At 70.7% G+C, this 17,668-nt stretch carries 18 protein-coding genes; 8 read left to right on the top strand and 10 right to left on the bottom strand.

Features of this window, described 5'->3' with window-relative positions:
- Nucleotide 1 precedes the first annotated feature (1 nt).
- The 3 genes from ACIRHA_RS13565 to ACIRHA_RS13555 are packed head-to-tail and all read left to right on the top strand — an operon-like array spanning nucleotide 2 to nucleotide 2,915.
- Complete coding sequence (locus tag ACIRHA_RS13565) at nucleotides 2-985, top strand: carbohydrate ABC transporter permease (protein WP_403844093.1); 984 nt, start codon at nucleotides 2-4, stop codon at nucleotides 983-985.
- Nucleotides 982-1,851, top strand: a complete 870-nt coding sequence (locus ACIRHA_RS13560) for a carbohydrate ABC transporter permease (RefSeq protein ID WP_403844090.1) — start codon at nucleotides 982-984, stop codon at nucleotides 1,849-1,851. Before ACIRHA_RS13565 ends, ACIRHA_RS13560 begins: the two co-directional genes overlap by 4 nt.
- A complete protein-coding gene (locus tag ACIRHA_RS13555) occupies nucleotides 1,848-2,915 on the top strand; it encodes a LacI family DNA-binding transcriptional regulator (protein ID WP_403844087.1) in 1,068 nt (355 codons plus the stop codon). The genes ACIRHA_RS13560 and ACIRHA_RS13555 overlap by 4 nt, the downstream gene beginning before the upstream one ends.
- On the opposite strand, the gene ACIRHA_RS13550 is transcribed toward ACIRHA_RS13555, so the two are convergent.
- From ACIRHA_RS13550 to ACIRHA_RS13515, 8 genes are all read right to left on the bottom strand, one after another.
- Nucleotides 2,905-3,909, bottom strand: coding sequence for a glycosyl hydrolase (locus tag ACIRHA_RS13550; RefSeq protein WP_403844084.1), 1,005 nt, complete (start codon nucleotides 3,907-3,909; stop codon nucleotides 2,905-2,907). The two genes, ACIRHA_RS13555 and ACIRHA_RS13550, sit on opposite strands and share 11 nt — an antisense overlap.
- A 152-nt stretch (nucleotides 3,910-4,061) precedes the next feature.
- Complete coding sequence (locus ACIRHA_RS13545) at nucleotides 4,062-5,639, bottom strand: AbgT family transporter (protein ID WP_403844081.1); 1,578 nt, start codon at nucleotides 5,637-5,639, stop codon at nucleotides 4,062-4,064.
- Nucleotides 5,640-5,654: 15 nt separating this feature from the next.
- Nucleotides 5,655-6,602 (bottom strand): alpha/beta hydrolase family esterase, encoded by a 948-nt coding sequence (locus tag ACIRHA_RS13540; RefSeq protein WP_403844078.1) that lies wholly within the window; start codon nucleotides 6,600-6,602, stop codon nucleotides 5,655-5,657.
- Nucleotides 6,603-6,646: 44 nt separating this feature from the next.
- The gene (locus ACIRHA_RS13535; protein WP_403844075.1) at nucleotides 6,647-7,420 is read right to left on the bottom strand and encodes a creatininase family protein; all 774 of its coding nucleotides are present in this window, start codon (nucleotides 7,418-7,420) and stop codon (nucleotides 6,647-6,649) included.
- Nucleotides 7,417-8,115: a FadR/GntR family transcriptional regulator gene (locus tag ACIRHA_RS13530; protein WP_403844073.1), complete on the bottom strand. Its 699-nt coding sequence runs from the start codon at nucleotides 8,113-8,115 to the stop codon at nucleotides 7,417-7,419. Before ACIRHA_RS13530 ends, ACIRHA_RS13535 begins: the two co-directional genes overlap by 4 nt.
- A 112-nt stretch (nucleotides 8,116-8,227) precedes the next feature.
- Nucleotides 8,228-8,878 (bottom strand): response regulator, encoded by a 651-nt coding sequence (locus ACIRHA_RS13525; RefSeq protein ID WP_403844070.1) that lies wholly within the window; start codon nucleotides 8,876-8,878, stop codon nucleotides 8,228-8,230.
- On the bottom strand, nucleotides 8,875-10,086 hold the full coding sequence (locus ACIRHA_RS13520; protein ID WP_403844067.1) for a sensor histidine kinase: 1,212 nt from the start codon (nucleotides 10,084-10,086) through the stop codon (nucleotides 8,875-8,877). The genes ACIRHA_RS13525 and ACIRHA_RS13520 overlap by 4 nt, the downstream gene beginning before the upstream one ends.
- A gap of 5 nt (nucleotides 10,087-10,091) precedes the next feature.
- Nucleotides 10,092-12,263: an MMPL family transporter gene (locus tag ACIRHA_RS13515; protein ID WP_403844064.1), complete on the bottom strand. Its 2,172-nt coding sequence runs from the start codon at nucleotides 12,261-12,263 to the stop codon at nucleotides 10,092-10,094.
- Nucleotides 12,264-12,429: 166 nt separating this feature from the next.
- Between ACIRHA_RS13515 and ACIRHA_RS13510 the strand changes: the two genes are divergently transcribed.
- The 5 genes from ACIRHA_RS13510 (at nucleotide 12,430) to ACIRHA_RS13490 (ending at nucleotide 16,123) form a co-directional block, all read left to right on the top strand.
- Nucleotides 12,430-13,251, top strand: a complete 822-nt coding sequence (locus ACIRHA_RS13510) for an ABC transporter ATP-binding protein (protein ID WP_403844061.1) — start codon at nucleotides 12,430-12,432, stop codon at nucleotides 13,249-13,251.
- 112 nt (nucleotides 13,252-13,363) lie between these two features.
- Nucleotides 13,364-13,744: a cell division protein SepF gene (locus ACIRHA_RS13505; RefSeq protein ID WP_403844058.1), complete on the top strand. Its 381-nt coding sequence runs from the start codon at nucleotides 13,364-13,366 to the stop codon at nucleotides 13,742-13,744.
- A 109-nt stretch (nucleotides 13,745-13,853) separates the two neighbouring features.
- On the top strand, nucleotides 13,854-15,020 hold the full coding sequence (locus ACIRHA_RS13500; RefSeq protein WP_403844056.1) for an ATP-binding protein: 1,167 nt from the start codon (nucleotides 13,854-13,856) through the stop codon (nucleotides 15,018-15,020).
- Nucleotides 15,017-15,421, top strand: coding sequence for a nucleotide pyrophosphohydrolase (locus ACIRHA_RS13495; protein WP_403844053.1), 405 nt, complete (start codon nucleotides 15,017-15,019; stop codon nucleotides 15,419-15,421). The genes ACIRHA_RS13500 and ACIRHA_RS13495 overlap by 4 nt, the downstream gene beginning before the upstream one ends.
- 198 nt (nucleotides 15,422-15,619) lie before the next feature.
- Nucleotides 15,620-16,123, top strand: coding sequence for a DUF6099 family protein (locus tag ACIRHA_RS13490; protein WP_403844489.1), 504 nt, complete (start codon nucleotides 15,620-15,622; stop codon nucleotides 16,121-16,123).
- Nucleotides 16,124-16,243: 120 nt separating this feature from the next.
- Here ACIRHA_RS13490 and ACIRHA_RS13485 read toward each other — a convergent pair whose 3' ends face one another.
- Together ACIRHA_RS13485 and ACIRHA_RS13480 are read right to left on the bottom strand one after the other, a co-directional pair.
- Entirely contained in the window at nucleotides 16,244-16,447 is a 204-nt protein-coding gene (locus tag ACIRHA_RS13485; RefSeq protein WP_403844051.1) for a hypothetical protein, read from the bottom strand.
- 218 nt (nucleotides 16,448-16,665) lie between these two features.
- Nucleotides 16,666-17,589 (bottom strand): LLM class F420-dependent oxidoreductase, encoded by a 924-nt coding sequence (locus ACIRHA_RS13480; RefSeq protein WP_403844048.1) that lies wholly within the window; start codon nucleotides 17,587-17,589, stop codon nucleotides 16,666-16,668.
- Between the last annotated feature and the right edge of the window lie 79 nt (nucleotides 17,590-17,668).

The following is a 17,668-nucleotide window of genomic DNA, read 5'->3' as shown; positions in this document are numbered from 1 at the left end:
CATGGTCTCCGACGTGCCGCGCGCCACCAGGCCGACCGGTCCTACGTCGCGGGGCTCTGCCCCGGACCCCGCTGCTCAATCGCCGCAGGGGCTTGAAATGGTCACCCGCTCCTGGCGGGAGCACCCGTTGAGGCGGATCACCCCCTGGCTGTTCCTTCTGGTGCCGCTTGGGCTGCTGATCACCTTCACGTACGTGCCGGTCGGCAACATGATCTATTACAGCTTCACCGACTGGGACGGGGTCAGTCCCGAGCGGAACTTCACCGGGGGCGAGAACTACGCCCAACTCTTCACGCGGCCCGAGCTGTTCAGGGTGTTCTTCGTCAGTTTCTACTATCTGGCCGCGTCCGCCGTGCAGATCGTGATCGCGCTCTACTTCGCGACCGTGCTCAGTTTCGACCTGCGCTTCCGCAATCTCTTCAAGGGCATCCTGTTCTTCCCGTACCTGATCAACGGCGTCGCCATCGGCTTCGTCTTCCTGTACTTCTTCCAGGACGGCGGCACCCTCGACTCGGTCCTCTCGTGGTTCGGGGCCGGCGGCGACCACGCGTGGCTCGGCGATGCGGAGTCGGCGAACACCTCGCTCGCCGGGGTGTCCGTGTGGCGGTTCACCGGCCTCAACTTCGTGCTGTTCCTCGGTGCGATCCAGTCGATCCCGGGGGAGTTGTACGAGGCCGCGCAGCTGGACGGAGCCAGTCGCTGGCAGCAGTTCCGGCACATCATCGCGCCGGGCATCAAGCCGGTGCTGAGCCTCAGCGTGATCCTCGCGGTCTCCGGCTCGCTCGCCGTGTTCGAGATCCCGTACATCATGACCGGCGGCGCGACCGGAACGTCGACCTTCGTCATCCAGACGGTGAAACTCGCCTTCCAGTTCAACAAGACGGGGCTCGCCTCGGCCTGCGCCGTGGTGCTGCTCCTGATCATCCTGCTGATCACGTGGATCCAGCGCCGACTGGTCCCCGACGAGAAGGTGGACCTGGTATGACCGCGCTTCCTGTACCGGACCGGGCCGCCACCGCCCGAAGAGCGCCGCGCGTCGGCACGGCTCTCACCTATCTCTCGCTGGTCGTCGCCGCCCTCGTGGTCCTGGTGCCGCTCGTCGTCGTGTTCCTCACGTCGCTGAAGTCGTCGGGCGAACTCGCGCGGGGCGGCGGGGCGTTCAGCCTGCCCGACGACTGGCTGAACCTCTCCAACTACGTCACGGCCTTCCGCGACGGCAAGATGCTCACGGCGTTCGGGAACACGGCGTTCATCCTGCTGTTCTCGATCACCGGCACCGTCCTCATCGGCTCGATGACGGCGTACGCGATCGACCGCTTCGAGTTCCGCCTGAAGAAGACCGTCATGGCGCTCTTCCTGTTCGCCACGCTCGTTCCGGGGGTGACGACTCAGGTCGCCACCTTCCAAGTGGTCAACAGCTTCGGCCTGTTCGACTCGCGGTGGGCGCCGATCCTGCTCTACATGGGCACGGACATCGTCTCGATCTACATCTTCCTGCAGTTCATCAGGGGTATCCCCACGTCGCTGGACGAGGCGGCCCGGCTCGACGGCGCCAACACCTTCACCGTCTACTGGAAGATCATCCTGCCGCTGCTCAAGCCGGCCATCGCCACCGTCGTCATTGTCAAGGGCATCACGACGTACAACGACTTCTACATCCCGTTCCTCTACATGCCGTCCGAGGAGCACGGCACGATCTCCACGGCCCTGTTCCGCTTCAAGGGGCCGTTCGGCGCGCACTGGGAGGACATCTCCGCCGGCGCCATCCTCGTGATCCTGCCGACGCTGCTCGTCTTCCTCTTCCTGCAGCGCTACATCTACAACGGCTTCGCGGCCGGCGCCACGAAATGACCGGCCGGCCCGCACGACGCGTCACGATCACCGACGTCGCGGCCCGCGCCGGGGTGTCGCGGGGCGCGGTCTCCCTCGCGTACAACAACCGCCCCGGCCTCGCCGACGCCACGCGGACACGCATCATGGCTGCGGTCGCCGAACTGGGCTGGTCGCCGCACCGGGCGCCGAGCAAACTGTCCGGTGCGGCGACCGGCGCAGCGGACACCGTGGGCCTCGTCATCGCGCGACCGGCGCGGCAGCTCCAACTGGAGCCGTTCTACGTGGAGTTCATCTCCGGCGCCGAGTCGGTCCTGGAGGAGCACGGCTGCTCGCTCCTCCTGCACCTGGTGCGCGACACCGACCGGGAGATCGCCGTGCACCGGCACTGGTGGCGCTCCCGCCGCATCGCCGGGTCCATCCTGGTCGACCTCCAGCACGACGACCCGCGGATCACGGCGCTCCCGGCGATCGGACTCCCGGCCGTCGCGGTCGGCCACCCGTCCCTGACCGGCGGCTACACCTCGGTGTGGACGGACGACGAGACCGCCGTGCGCGAGGCGGTGCGCCATCTCGCGCGGCTCGGGCACCGGCGGATCGCCCGGGTCGGCGGCCACCCGGCGCTCGGTCACACCACCCTGCGTACCGCCGCGCTGAACCAGGCGGTGGCCGACCTCGGCCTCGAACCGGCCCGCAGCGTCACCACCGACTTCTCCGGTGAGCAGGGGGCCCGCGCCACCCGCGGGCTGCTCAGCTCCGCGCGGCCGCCCACGGCGATCGTCTACGACAACGACATCATGGCCGTCGCGGGTCTCGCGGCGGCCGCCGAACTGGGCCTGAACGTCCCGGCGGACGTCAGCCTGATCGCCTGGGACGACTCCCAGCTGTGCCGGCTCACGCACCCGGACCTGTCCGCCATGAGCCACGACGTCTTCGCCTTCGGCGCCGATGTCACCCGCCGCCTCTTCGATGTCGTCCACCGCCGCAACCCTTCGTCGGAGCCGGTCGCGCCGCCCGTGCTCGTGCCCCGCGGCAGCAGCGCGCCGCCGCGGGGCACGAGCACGGGTTCGACGGCTACAGCGTGAGTTCGCCCTGGTTCAGGACTCGGGGGTGGAAGTACGTCGACTGGATCTCGGCGTTGGTGTTGTTCCCGCGCAGTTGCTCCGACCACAGCATGAACCAGGCCCATTGCGGCTGGCTCGACAGCAGGGCGGCGTCCGGCATCTTGCCCATTTCCGCGATGGCCATGGGCTTGGTGCCTGCGATGCTCCGCATCTGCTGATAGTCGGCGGAACTCGGGTAATTCTTGTACCAGGCGTCGAGGGACACGACATCGACGTATTGGCTGCCGGGGTAGTAACGGCTCCAGCCGCCCGCCGGATTGTCCTGCACGTTCCATACCCAGATCAGATTGTCCAGGCCCTTGGTATTGGCGAGGTAGTCGTGCGTGATCTGGTAGAGGCGTGCGCTGCCGTTCGTGCCGGGGCGATTCCCCCACCAGTTCCACGACTCGTTCATTTCGTGGAGCGGACGGAAGAGGGCGGGCACTCCCGCGTCCTTCAACTGCTTGAGATACGGCACGACTTCGTCGAGTCGCTTCTTCCACGCCGTGTTCAGGGCGCTGCCGTCGGTGACGAGCTGCGAGAACTGCGCGTCCGAGATGTTCGACTTCACGCCACCCTCGAACGCGCAGCTGCTGCCCCCGGTCGGCGGGCAGACATGCCAGGTCAGGCTGACCAGCGACCCGTTCTTCCACTCCGTCTTCGCCTGGTCGACCACCCGCTGCCGGTTCGCCACATCGGTGGCGTTGAACATCAGGTCACCGCCCCACAGGCCCGGGTACTGGCCGGTGACGTCCTTGACCTGTTGCGTGTACTGGCCGGGTGCGGTGGCGGGCTCCTTGTTGTGCTGGCCGGAAATGATGTGATTCCCGGAAACGGACCGTAAGTAATTCAGCACGGTCTGCTTGGAGCTCGGCGGGAACGCCTGCGCGGATTCGGTCGAGGGCCAGGAGAAGAGGCCCGCCGCGATGGCCGCGGACGCCGCCAGGAAGGCGACTCCGTGTTTGATTCTTTTCATGGGTGTCCCAGCTCTCGGGAATGAGTGGAATGCTTGTCGCCAAGACGGTGGCGGCAATTCCGGCAGGCGTCAATGGATTGCGCCGCATCCCGAGAGCCGTGGACAGGAATGTTTACTGAACGTTTTGTAAACGCCGTCGCAGGTACGGCCGTTCAGCGCACCGGCGCCCCCGGCCCCAGCGGAATCCCCAGCGCCCACCACGCGAGGAAGAGCAGCGTCCATGTCGCCGTCATCGCGATCGCCAGCGGCAGCGTGTACGCGGCGAGGGTGCCGATGCCCGCGTCCTTGCGGTAGCGCTGGAGGAAGCCGAGGGCCATCACGAAGTACGGGCTCATCGGGGTGATCGCGGTCGACCCGGAGTCGGCGATGCGGAACAGGGCCTGGGTCGTCTCGGCCGGCACGTGCGCCAGCATCAGCATCGGTACGAGGACGGGCGCGGCCAGCGCCCACATCGCGGAGCCGCTGGTCACCATGACGTTCACGACGGTCAGCAGGAGCAGGATCAGCAGGAACACCACGACGATCGGCATCCCGCTGTGCTCCAAAAGTTCCGCCGCCCGCACCGCCAGGACGTCGCCGATGTGCGTCCAGTCGAAGTAGGCGAGGAACTGGGCGATCGCGAAGAACAGCACAAGGACCGGCGCCATCTGCTTCACGCCCGCCGCCATCAGCTTCGGTACGTCGCCGGGCTTCGCGATCGACCCCGAGCGCGCCCCGTACACGATGCCGGTGAGCGCGAACAGGATGGCCACGACCGCCGCGATGCCGTCGATGAACGGGGACTCGACGATGCTGCCGCCGTCCCCGCGCAGCGGAGAGGACGTGGGGACGAGCGCCGCCACGACCAGCAGCAGGCCGCCGCCGAGCGCGAGCAGCGCACGCCGCAGCGCGGACCGTTCACGCTCGCTGAGGTCCAGCGTGCCCAGATCCTCGACGTCGGCGTCGGGATCCGGGTCGAGGTCCGGCCGCTTGGCGAGCACCCAGCGCGTGACCAGTGTGATGACGGTGGCGAGCAGGAGGGAGGAGGCGATGTTGAAGAACCAGTTGGACAGGGGCGACACATACGCGTCGTCGCCGCCCGCGATCTTCGCGGCCGCCGTGGTGATCCCCGCGAAGATCGCGTCGTTCGGCGTCGGGATCGGGCTCGCGTCGTAGCCGGACGCGATCGACGTGTACGCCACGACGATGCCGAGGATCGGGGAGCGGCCCACGGCGCGGAAGGCGAGCCCGCCGAGCGGGACCAGGATGATGTACGCGGCGGCCGACGCGACATGCGCCACCGTTCCGGCGAAAGCGACGGCGAACACCACCCACGACGCGGGCACCCGCGCGACCCCGACCTTCATCGCGGCGGACAGGAACCCGCTGCGCTCGGCGACGGCGACGCCCATGATGACGACCACGATCGTCGCCATCGGCGGGAACTCGGCGAAGTTCGACACCATCGTCGACACCGCCATGGCGAGCCCGTCGCCGCTGAGCAGGTTCTGCACGACGACCGTCTTGTGGTCGGCGGGCGACACCACGGACACGTCGAACCCGGCGAGCACGGCGCTGACGACGGCGAGCACCGCCGACAGGATCCAGAACAGCCAGAACGGGTGCGGCAGCGCGTTCCCCGCCCGCTCGACGACGCCGAGGGCGCGGATGACGAGGGGCAGCCGTGCCGCCTCGGCCCCGGCCTCGCCCGACGGGGGTGCCTCTCTCTGTACGGTTCTCTGTACGGTCATGATGAGGGCTCCGAACTAGCGTGTCGGGGACGGGAGTTGGTGGTCGCGGAAGAACGCCCACATCACCTTGTGGGCCTGGATCGTCTGAGTGGTGCAGCCGCCGCCGCTGTATCCGTCGGCCCCCGGCCATGTGTGTCCGCCGTCGGTGACCGCGACGTGCGCCACCTCCGCGCCGTCCGCGCAGCCGGTCCACCGCGACGTCGTGATGTCGGGCCCGGTCACCTCGTCGGGCGTCCGGGTGCGGCAGCCGTCCCGGTCGGCCCACTCGCGCACCCAGTCCTGGATCGCGGGCAGCCCCCGGTCGGTGTCACCCGTGTACGGGATGGTGGTGTCGCCGGTGCCGTGGAAGTCGAGGACGGGCATCGGGCGCTTCGGATCGCAGCCGCCCTCGCGCGTGCCGGGGTAGAAGGCCCCGGCGGCCGGTGCGACGGCCGCGAAACGGTCGGACATCCGGCAGGCGAGCAGGCCGGTGAACCCGGCGCCGTTCGACTTGCCGGTCGCGTACACGCGCCGCTCGTTCACGCACAGCGAGCCTTCGAGGGAGTCGAGGAGGTCCCCGGTGAACGCGACGTCGTCCACGCCGGCCGCCGCGTACGGGGCGCCCTGCCAGGCCTGCCGCTCCCCGTCGCCGGTGCCGACGACGCCGTTCGGGTACGCGACGATCGCGGGCAGCGTCGAGAGGCGGGAGAACGCCTCGGTTCCGGCACCCGTGTTCCCGCGCCCGTGGTAGGCGACGATCAGCGGCCAACTGCGGTCCGGGGTATACCCGTTGGGGAGGTGCAGCTGGTACGTGCGCTCACGGCCGCCGCTGGTCATGGTGTGTGGGACGCTGGTGCCGGGTTGCTGCGGGGCGGGGGCGCCGCAGCCGGTGGGGTGGGCGTCCGGGGAGGCCTGGGCCGGGGCGAACGGTACGGCGACGAGCGCGGCGGCCAGTACGCAGGCACGCCGAAGTAGACCCTTCATTGCGGCTCCTAAATGAGGGTTGCTCAGAGGGACGGGGCAGGGGGTTACACGTCGAGCCATTCCTCGACGAAGGCGGACACACGGTCGACGGCGGCGGCCACGATGGCCCGCCCGTCCTCGGCCGTGACCGACGTCGGGTCGCCGAGCACCCCGTTGGCGCTCAGCTCGTCGTACGGCAGGGTCAGCGTCGGCTGCGAGAAGGAGCGGGCGAGGCGCGCCTCGGGCTTGAGTCCGTCGACGGCGACCGACCCCGGCTTCAGGCGGTCTCGGTGCACCAAGTCCGGTGCCAGGTGCAGCATTTGGGCGGTCTCCGCCTCCCCGCTGTGCCCGCTGACCTCGCTCACTCCCATCTCGGCGATCACGCCGGACGCGAGTGAGGTGACCGGCGTCCAGGCGAACCGCACGTCGGGGTGGGACACGAGGAGGTCCTGCGCCACCGTGGTGAGCGTCGCGTTGTTGCCGCCGTGTCCGGTGAGCACCAGGAACCGCCGCCAGCCGTGCCGCCGCAGGCTCTCCACGTACTCGCGCACGACGGCGGCGAACGTGGTCGTCGTCAGCGTCAACGTCCCGGCGAACGCCATGTGGTGCGGGGAGACGCCGACCGGGAGCGGCGGGCCGATCACCACGCGTCCGGCGAGCCGGGCCCCGACGAGGTCGGCGATCCGCTCGGCGCGGATGGTGTCCGTCGCGAGGGGCATGCCGGGGCCGTGCTGCTCGTAGGCGCCGGCGGGGATGATGACGACGGGCGCGCGGGTGACGGCCTCGGTGGCCTCCTCGGTTGTCAACTCGGCCAGGCGGAGCGTCTGTTCGGAGCTCATGCGAGCTCACCTCCATCGGGGAAATCGGCGCCGAGCACGGTGTCCCGGATCGCGGTCAGGTGCTCGCGGGTGAGTCGCTCGGCGGCCGGCGCGTCACCTTCGCGTACCGCCTCGACGATCTGGAGGTGCTCGGCGTGGTCGCGCTCCCGGTCGTTGTACCGGTGCCGGATCTCGACCTGGTCGCGGGCGCGGACCTGGAGCAGTGCCTCGACGGTCTCCTTCAGCAGTGCGTTCCCGCTGGCTGTCGCGAGTGCCACGTGGAAGTGCACGGAGCGGCGCAGTGACTCCTCGGGTGGGAAGAGGGCGTTGGCCGCCGCGTGCTCCAACTGCTCGACTCCTTGCGGGAGTCGGATGCGCGCCGCCTCGGCCGCCACCGCCGGTTCCACGACGAGGCGGGCCTCGACGAGTTCGAGCACGGACCGCCGCGAGGTGCGCGGCCGGTGCGGATTGGCGAGCAGCCGCCGCTCCACGCCGGGCCCGACGTACGTGCCCGAACCGTGCCGGAACTCCACGACCTGCATGGCCTCCAGGCGTCGCAGGGCCTCCCGCACGGTCGGCGTCGTCACCTCGAACCGCTTGGCCAGCTCACGCGAGGAGGCCAGTGCGTCTCCGGGGGTGAGTCGTTCGGTGCGGATGATCTCGACTATGTCGTCCGCGAGGCGCTCGGACAGCGAGGGTTGGTCGGCGTAACTCATAAAGTGAATAGATCACTTGGTCAGTGGGAGTGTCAACGGTCGTGCACGGCTCCGATTTTCCGGGCCGCGACCGGCGCCACGACCGGCGCCACGGTCGGTGCCACGACCGGCTCTACAGCACCCCGCGCTCCATCGCCACGACCACGGCCCGCGTCCGGTCGCCGACGTCCAGCTTCGCGAAGATGCGCAGCAAGTGTGTCTTCACGGTCGCCTCACCGATGATGAGGCGCTTCGCGATGTCCGGGTTGGACAGGCCGTCCGCGACCGCCGTCAGGACGTCCACCTCGCGCGCGGTCAGCGCCGTCTGCGTCGGCCGGCGCAGCTTCGCCACCAGTTTCTGTGCCACGCGCGGGGCCAGCACCGTCTCGCCGCGCGCCGCCGAACGGATCGCGTCGACGAGCTGTTCGCGCGTGGTGTCCTTGAGCAGGTAGCCGATCGCGCCCGCCTCCACCGCGCGTTCGATCTCGGTGTCCGTGTCGTACGTCGTCAGGATCAGCACGCGGGTGCGGCTCGGCCCCGCGACGATCCGCTCGGTCGCCGCCACCCCGTCGAGCCCCGGCATCCGCAGGTCGAGCAGCGCCACGTCGGGGCGCAGCTCCTCGACGAGCGCCACGCCGGACCGCCCGTCGTCCGCCTCGCCGACGACCTCGATGCCGGCCTCCGGCGCGAGCAGGGCGACGACGCCGGCCCGCATCACGGTGTGGTCGTCGACCACGACGACCCGCAGCTTCGCCGCGTCGCTCGTGCCACTCATGCCGCTCATGCTCGCTCCTCTTCGGTACGGGTGCCGGGCAGTTGGGCCAGAACGCGGGTGCCGTCCCCCGGTGAGCTGGTGACGGTCAGCTCGCCGCCGAGTTCGGCGAGCCGCTTGCGCATGCCGTCGAGGCCGAAGCCGCGCGCCGAGGACACGTCGAAACCGCGCCCGTCGTCGGTGACCTCCAGATCGATGGCGCCCACGCCCTGCTCCAGTACGACGACGACGGTCGTAGCGGCGGCGTGCTTCCGGACGTTGGCGAGTGACTCCTGCGTGCAGCGCAGGAGCGCGATCCGGGTCTGCTGGTCGCAGTCCACCTCGGCCAGCTCGGCCTCCACCGTGATCCCGGTGTCCTCGGCGAACCGGTCGAGGGTGCGGCGCAGCGTTCCTGCCACGGGTCCCTGCGCGCCGCCGCCCGGCGGAGGCGTGGCGCCGACGAGGGCGCGCGCCTCCGCCAGGTTCTCCCGCGCCGTCTGCTCGATCGACGCCAACTGCTGTGCGGAGCGCGCCGGTTCGGCGGGAAGACCCGCACGGGCCGCTTCCGCGAGGACGATGATCGAGGCGAAACCCTGGGCGAGCGTGTCGTGGATCTCGCGGGCCATCCGCTCCCGCTCGTCCGCCGCGCCCTGCTTGCGGTGCGCCTCGTCCAACGCCTGCTGGGCGTCCGCGAGTTCGTCGCTCAGTTCCTGGGTGCGGGCCTCGCCCTGCTCGCTGAGCCGGTGCGCGAGGAGGCCCACCGTGGACCCGGCGGCGTACCCGGCGAGGGTGAACAGGACGTTGCCGCCGAGAAGTTGGGTGCCCGGGTCACGTCCGGCGATGGTGCCGGCGGCCGTGAGCGCGGCCGCAGCACCGCTGAGGGCGAGGGCGGCGCCCGGCCCGGACGCGTAGATCCAGAAGTGCGGCAGCGACACGATGAACAGGGCGGCGCCGCTGCCCATCGTGTACGACACCGCGCCGACCCCAACGGCGAGCAGCGAGAGGTAGGTGGTCGGCCGCAGCAGCTCACGGCCGGGGAACATCGCCACGGCTGCGTACGCGCAGGTCATGGCGGACAGCAGCACGAACGTCGGGTACTTCGTCCCCGCCGGGGTGTCCGCCACCGCGAGGGCGGGCGGCACCAGACCGCACAGCACCCACACCACGGCGTTCCACCGGTGGAGTGCGGGTACGACGGTCGTGGGGCTGGGGGTGAGGAGAGGCGCTCGGCTGCTGTCCACGGCGATCAGCCTACGTTCGCGAGCGGGCGTTCGGTCGTGGACCTCCCGGCTCGAAGCGGCCCGCGCGAGGGCCACCAACTCCGCTCACCCAGCAGCAACATGAGGGCGGGCAGGATCAGGACCCGGATCACGAAGGCGTCCAGAAGCACCGCCACGGCCAGGCTGAACCCGATCTGCTTCATCTCGATGAAGTGCAGCGACACGAAGCTCGCGAACACGGTCACCATCACGAACGCCGCGCTGGTCACCACCCCGGCCGAGCTGCCGACCCCGTCGAGCACCGCCTGCCGCGTCGGCACCCCGCGCTGGACGGCCTCCTTGATCCGGCTGATCACGAACACCTGGTAGTCCATCGAGAGCCCGAAGAGGATCACGAAGAGGAACAGCGGCACCCGCGAACCGATCGTGCCCGTCGACTGGAAGTCCAGCAGCGCCTCGGCCCACCTGTTCTGGAACGTCAGGGTGAGCACGCCGAGCGAGGCGGCCGCCGACAGCAGGTTCAGGACGACACCGACGAGACCGAGCACCACGGACCGGAACGCCCACACGGTCATCGCGAACGTCACGAGCAGCAACGCCCCGATGATCAGCGGCAGCTTCTCCTTCTGGTGTGCGGGATAGTCGGCGTAACGGGCCACGTCACCGGTGACCGCGGCATCGACGCCACCGCCCAACTCGCGTACAGCGGAAGGGAGATACTCGCTGCGCAACCGCTGCAACGACTCCTGCGCCGGCTTGGTGCTGACGTAGTGCGGGACGGGCAGTTCGAGCGAGGTGACGCGGTGGTCGGCGGAGCCGCGCAGGGTGTACGTGCCGTTGAGGCCGGGGTCGTCCTTGACGTCCGAGGCGAGCGAGCGCAGCGTCCGGGCCACCTCGTCGGCACGCTCGGCGTCGGCCCGTACGAGAACCTGATGTGAGGCCTTGACCTCGGGGAACGCGGCGTTCAACCGGTCGAAGGTGGGCATCGACTGGGTCTGCCGCGAGTGCGTCTCGCGGCCCATGTCGGTAAGCTTCAGGCCGAGCAGGGGAGCCGCCAGGGCCACCATCGCGAGGGTCGCGACGATCAGCACGGCGCCGGGCCGGCGGGCGGTGAGGCGCAGCAGGGCGTTGTGCCGAACGGGCTTCTGCTGCCTCGCCTTTCGAGGCTTGCGGGCGGCGCGGCGCTCGGCCCGCGCGCCGATCTTCACGAGCAGCGCGGGCAGCACCGTCAGCGAGCTGACCACGGCGACCAGCGTCACCAGGATCGCGGCCGTCGCGATCGACGAGAAGATCACGTCGTCGGCTAGGTAGAGCGTCGCGCTGGACACGGCGACCGCGAGCCCGGAGAGCACGACCGCGCGACCGGAGGTGGCGGCGGCGATCTCCACCAGGGCCCGCGAGCTCAACTCCCCGCCCGAACGCGCCCGTTCCTCCCTCTCCCGCTTCAGGTAGAACAGTGTGTAGTCGACGCCGACGGCGAGCCCGATCAGCAGAATGATGTTCGTGCCGACCCCCGCGTCGGGGAAGACGTGCGAGGCGAGCATCGACAGGCCGATGGACGCGACGATCGCGGACAGCGCGAGCAGCAGCGGCACGGTCGCCATCGCCACGGAGCGGAACACGAGCAGCAGCGTGAGCAGCGTGATGGGCAGCGCGATCATCTCCGTACGGGAGAGGTCGCTGCCGCGCAGCTTGTCGACGCCCTGGCTGATGGAGGGCCCGCCCGTCTCCTCGACGCGCAGCTCCGGGTGTGCCTTCTGCGCGGCGGCGGTCTGCGCCCGCAGCGGATCGACGTGCTTCTTCCCGTCGAGCTCGGCGCCCTTCATGGTGACGTCGACGCGGACCGCACGGCCGTCCTTCGACCACACGGGCTCCGCCACGGACCGCACCTCGGGCAGCGCGCGCATCCGTTCGGAGACGTCACCGGCGACAGCGGCACCCGCCGCCCGCTCCAGCGGCTCGGCCTGACGGGACTCGATCAGCACCCGCTCCACGGGCCGCTGAGCGAGCCCGCCCTCCCGGGCGATCGCCTCACCGCGCCCCGCCTCACCGACACCGAAGTCGGCGGACGTGGCGGCGTTGCCGCCCACGGCGATCCCGGCACCGAGGCACAGGACCACGAACAAGAACCAGCCGGCGATCGCCCTCCAGGGGTGCCCGGCGCTCCAACGAGCCATGCTTACGGGGTAGTTGGTCATGGGGTCCATGCTGGTCGCGGGGGTACGGGCGCGGACAGCGGCGACCGGTGGAACGTGGGGTCCACCGGTCGGTGGACCCCAGGCCGGTCCACGACTCGGACGCCCGCCCGGATAAATGCCGTTTACAGCTACTCTCCGTCTGTCATACGACGAGGCTGGAGGCGCCATGAACGGGACGGACGGGAACCGGAGCGAGGGCCGGACCGTGGCCGCTCTCGACGGCGTGGGCATGCGCCGCTACACCACCGGCCAGGTCATCCTCGACGACATCGACTGGACCGTACGGTCCGGCGAGCACTGGGCGCTGCTCGGGCCGAACGGCGCGGGCAAGACCAGCATCCTGCGGATCGTCGGCGCCACGAACTTCCCCACCACCGGCACCGTCGATGTCCTGGGTCACCGCCTCGGCCGCGTCGACGTCCGTGAGCTGCGCGCCATCATCGGTCACGTCTCCACCTCACAGCGCGTCCCCCAGGACCTGCCGGGGCACACCGTCGTCCTCACCGGCCACAGCGGCACCGTCCAGCCGCTCTGGAAGACGTACGACGACGAGGTGCGCGAGCGGGCCCACGCGCTGCTCGCCGAACTCCAGATCAAGGAGCTCGCCGACCGCCCCTACGGCGTCTGCTCCGGAGGCCAGCGCGCCCGCCTGCTCATCGCGCGGGCCCTCATGGCGGACCCGGCGCTGCTCCTGCTCGACGAGCCGTTCAACGCGCTCGACCTGCCCTCGCGCGAGGACCTCATCGACACGATGCGTCAGCTCGCGGCCGGACGGCCCGAGTTGGCGACCGTGACCGTCACCCACCACCTGGAAGAACTCTCCCCGGCCATCAGCCACGCGCTTCTGCTGCGCGAGGGCCGGGTCCTCGCGCGCGGCGCCGTGGACGACGTACTCACCAAGGACCTGATGACGTCCTGCTTCGGCCGCCCCATCGAGGTCACGCGGCACGCGGGGCGTTGGCTGGCGCGCTCCGGCGACCAGGTGTGACCGGGCGCACGGACTCCGGACCGTGTCGGTGTTGGGCCGAACGGGTTACATCGCGTAAGAATTGGGCGGTGCAGACAACAGTGCGAGCGCCGACACCACAAGGACAACCTGAGTGAACAGCCACGACGTCACCGACGAACAGTGGGAAGGGCTCGCCCAGGTCGTGCCGCTGCGCAGCCGCAACGAGTGGCCGTCAGCCGTCGACCACCGGGCGATGCCGGAGGCCGAGACCGAACCGCGCCGACGCTTCGTCGTCCTGCGCATCAACGTGTTCGGCGACGCGCGCGAGGTCGCCGAGACCGTCATGTCCGGCATCCCGGTGCTGCTCGACCTGACCGGCGCCGAGACCGAAGTGGCCAAGCGGGTCTTGGACTTCAGCAGCGGCGCCGTCTTCGGCCTCGGCTGCGGCATGCACCGCGTCGACCGCAACGTCTTCCTGCTGGCCCCTCCCGGCACCGAGGTCCAGGGATTGGTGCAGGGCGCGGTCTCCTGAGTAAGGCCCGGTGGACGCTCGGGCAAGCCCGACGGGCATAGTCGCTCTTTCGTAGGAAGCGCTTCGTACGCAAACGGTTCTGCGCACGCGGGCCACCTACGTTCATCCCATGACCGTGCTCCGCCGAGGCCCGCTCCCGCTGCCCGGCGCGTCCCCCGACCGTCCGCGCGTCACCCGGCTCAGGCTCGCCGCCTTCGCCCGGCACCGCGGCACCATCGTCCCGCTCGGACCGTTCACCGCCGTGGCGGGCCCCAGCGGCAGCGGCAAGACCAGCGTGCTGCGCGCCTTCGCGGCGCTCGCCGGACTCGGCGGCGGGGCACACCTGGCGGACGTCTTCCCCGACCCCCGCGCCTACGTTCCCGAGCGCGCGCGGCCCGACGCCGAGCGCCGCCGCGGGTTCCACATCGGCTGCACCGTCGAAGGCCCGGTGGGGCCCGTACGGCTCGACCTGGCCGTCCAGGCCGAACCCGAACTCCGGATCGTCGGCGAACGGTTGACGGGGCCCGGCATCACGTACCTGCAGACCGCCCTGCGCGACCCGGGCCGCCGCGACGTCCAGGCCGCCTGGCACACCGCGGGCTCCGTGCCCGTGACGCGCGGGCCGCTCCCCGACGACCTGCTCGGCACGGCAATGCTCCCGCTGCGCGTCGCGGGCCGCACCGAAGGGCAGCGCCAGGTGCTCGCCGCGGCCGAACAACTCGTCGTCGGCCTGCGCTCCACCTTCGCCTGCGACCCCGATCCCACGCGGATGCGCACCCCGGCCCCCGCGGCGGCCGACCGGCTGCACGGCGGCTGCGACAACCTCGCCGCCGTGCTGCGCCGAACCGGCGCCGAATGCGGCACGAGGCACGCGCTGCTCGTCGCCGCGGCCCGCGCGGGGCTCGTGGGACCGGTGGCCGACGTACGCGCCGAGACCGCGGCCGACGGGACCGTGTGCGCCGTCGTGGACCGTGGGGGCGGGGCGACCAGCCCCGTCGAGCGGCTCGCGGACGGTGAGTTGAGGTACCTGGCCCTCGCGCTCGTCCTGCTCACCGGGCCCCGCGTGCTCGCCGTCGACGCGGCGGCCGAGGTCCCGGAGGCGTACCAGAGCCTGACCGTCCTCGCGGACGGCTTCGACCGGGGCCTCGACCGCGCCCAGTGCGCCGAACTCACCGCGCTGGCCGCCCGGATGTGCGCCCGCGGCCACATCCGGCTCGTCGCCGCGGTGGGCGAGGGCTCGGAGGCGGAGCGGGGCGCGCGGGCGGAAGGGGCGGCGATGGTAGACCTGGGGCGATGAACGAGGAACGTGAAGAAACTCGCCGTGCCGACGACCGTGAAGAAACCCGCGGCGCCGACGAACGCTCTCCGCTCGACGTGGCGACCTTGCAGGCGCGTCTCGCCCGGTTCGCGGTCGCCCGGGACTGGCAGCCCTTCCACACGCCGAAGAACCTGGCGGCCGCGCTGAGCGTCGAGGCATCCGAACTGGTCGAGATCTTCCAGTGGTTGACCCCCGAGCAGTCGGCCCGCGTGATGGAGGCCCCGGACTCGGCCCACCGCGTCGAGGACGAGGTCGCCGACGTCCTCGCGTATTTGCTGCAACTGTGCGAGGTGCTGGGCATCGACGCACTGGCGGCGCTCTCGGCGAAGATCGACCGCAACGAGCGGCGGTTCCCGGCGCGGGGCGAGGGGGCCGGTTAGGCCGACACCGGCCTGGACCGGACGTCCTTCCTCCGTCAACTGCCCGCCGGGCGACGGGATGTCACTCTCCGGAGTCGTTGACTTATCCACATCGAACGTTGTGTCCACAGATTTCGGGCTTCCCCTAGCTTTTTGTCGCTCCTGCCTTCACTCTGAGTAGTGGACGAAGGAGTTCGGCGGGAGACGGACGGGGACGCGATGGATGCGGTGCGGCTCATCGGGGTCGGCCGACGGGCCCTGGCGGAGAGCCAGGACCCGCGGGACATCATGAGGGAGGCGTGGCAGGCACAGGCCTTGGCGCAAGCGATAGGGAGTCGCCTCGCGATGCAGGGGCCGCCGGAGTTACGAGGCGAAGCGGTGGGGCTGAGCGAGGCGGGGGCGCGCGGCAGCGGGGGCGCGGCGACACCGATCGTGGGGGTCGGCGGGATACGGGCGGCGCAGCTGACCGAACTGGGCGATGTGCACCGGGCGTTGATGGATCTCGGCGCCCTGCTCGGTGACGTGGGCATCGCGCTCGTCGGGGTGGCGAGCGCGTCGTTCGAGGAAGGAGCCTATTGGCAGTGCATGGAGGCGATCGACGCGGCGGACGAATCGCGGGACAGAATCCTCGAAATACTGCGGCGGCTCCCGGAGGGCTGCCGCGCGCTTCCCCTCGCCGACCGGGAGCCCGCGCCGGAGCCGGACACGGACTCGGCGGCCTGAGCCTGGAGGCCTGAGTTCGGCGGCCTGAGTCCGGAGACCTGAGTCCGGCGGGCGCGGGGCCGGGGCGCGGCGTCGGGGCGCGGGGCCCGGCGGGCGTCCGGCGCGGAGGGGGCGCGTCGTTCAGCTGTCCTCGGCGGCCGGTGGCGAAGTTCTGGGCGGCTGTTGGAGGTCGGCGTCGAGCTGCGTCAGGTCGGCGTTGAGCGCGGCCATCAGCTCTTCCATCTGCTGCAGCACACCCTTGGGTGCGCCCTCCTGCTCCGGCACGGACGTGTCGTGCACGGCTTCATCGGGCACGGCCTCGTCGGGCGCGGCTTCCTGGGACATGGCGGCCTCCTCGGCCCTGCCCTCCCGCAGGGGAAGGCAGTTGACGCAATCGTGACGCCCGGCAGCGACCGCCGGCGCGGGGTGCCGGGCGGTCCGGCTCCGCCCGAGTCAACGATCAGGTCCGGGGCCGGGTCACTGCGCGCCCCCGCCACCACGTACCGGGTTGACGCAATTTCACCCGACCGTGGCGGCGGGCGCGCTCGCCGCTGCGGTACGCCTCAGCTCAGCTGCGGCGCCACCTCCGAGGCGATCAGTTCAAGTTGGTCCAGGTCGTCGAGGTCGAGCATCTGGAGGTACATCCGTTGGGAGCCCACGGCTTGATATGCGGCGAGGCGTTCGACGACCTCGGCGGGGGAGCCGGCGAGACCGTTGGCCTTGAGCTCGTCGACGTCGCGGCCGATGGCGTCGGCGCGGCGCTTGACCTCGGCGTCGGTGCGGCCGACGCAGGCGAGGAGGGCGTTGGAGTAGGTGAGCGCGTCCTGGGCGCGCCCGTGCTCGCCGGCCGCGGCCTTCACGCGCTTGAACTGCTGCTCCGTGTCGGCGATCGAGGCGAAGGGGATGTTGAACTCGGTGGCGAACTTCGCGGCGAGCGCCGGGGTCTTCTTGGCGCCGTGGCCGCCGATGAGGATCGGGACGCGCGGCTGGGTGGGCTTGGGCAGGGCCGGGGAGTCCTTCAACTGGTAGAACGTTCCGTCGTAGTTGAAGCGCTGCCCGACCGGGGTCTCCCACAGGCCCGTCACGATGGCGAGCTGCTCCTCGAGGCGCCCGAACTTCTCCTTCGGGAACGGGATGCCGTACGCGGAGTGCTCCTCCTCGTACCAGCCGGAGCCGAGCCCCAGTTCGACGCGGCCGCCGGACATCTGGTCGACCTGCGCGACCTGGATGGCGAGCACGCCGGGCAGCCGGAAGGTGCCGGCTGTCATCAGCGTGCCGAGCCGGATCCGCCGGGTTTCGCGGGCGAGCCCGGCGAGCGTCGTCCAGGCGTCCGTGGGCCCCGGCAGGCCGTCGACGGGGCCCATGTGGAGGTAGTGGTCCGACCGGAAGAAGGCTCCATAGTTCAAGTCCTCGGCGGCCTTGGCGACGCGGAGCAGCGTCTCGTAGGTCGCGCCCTGCTGCGGTTCGGTGAATACGCGAAGATCCATGCGTCCATCATGCAGGTCAGGGGTGAGGGTCCCCGGTCGACCGGGCTCCAAAGACCGGGGCTCTGCCCCGGACCCCGCT

The sequence above is a fragment of the Streptomyces sp. NPDC102360 genome (genome assembly GCF_044766085.1).
Classification (GTDB): domain Bacteria; phylum Actinomycetota; class Actinomycetes; order Streptomycetales; family Streptomycetaceae; genus Streptomyces.
Note: the sequence above shows the minus strand (reverse complement) of the source record. Positions and strands in the feature narration are given on the sequence as shown.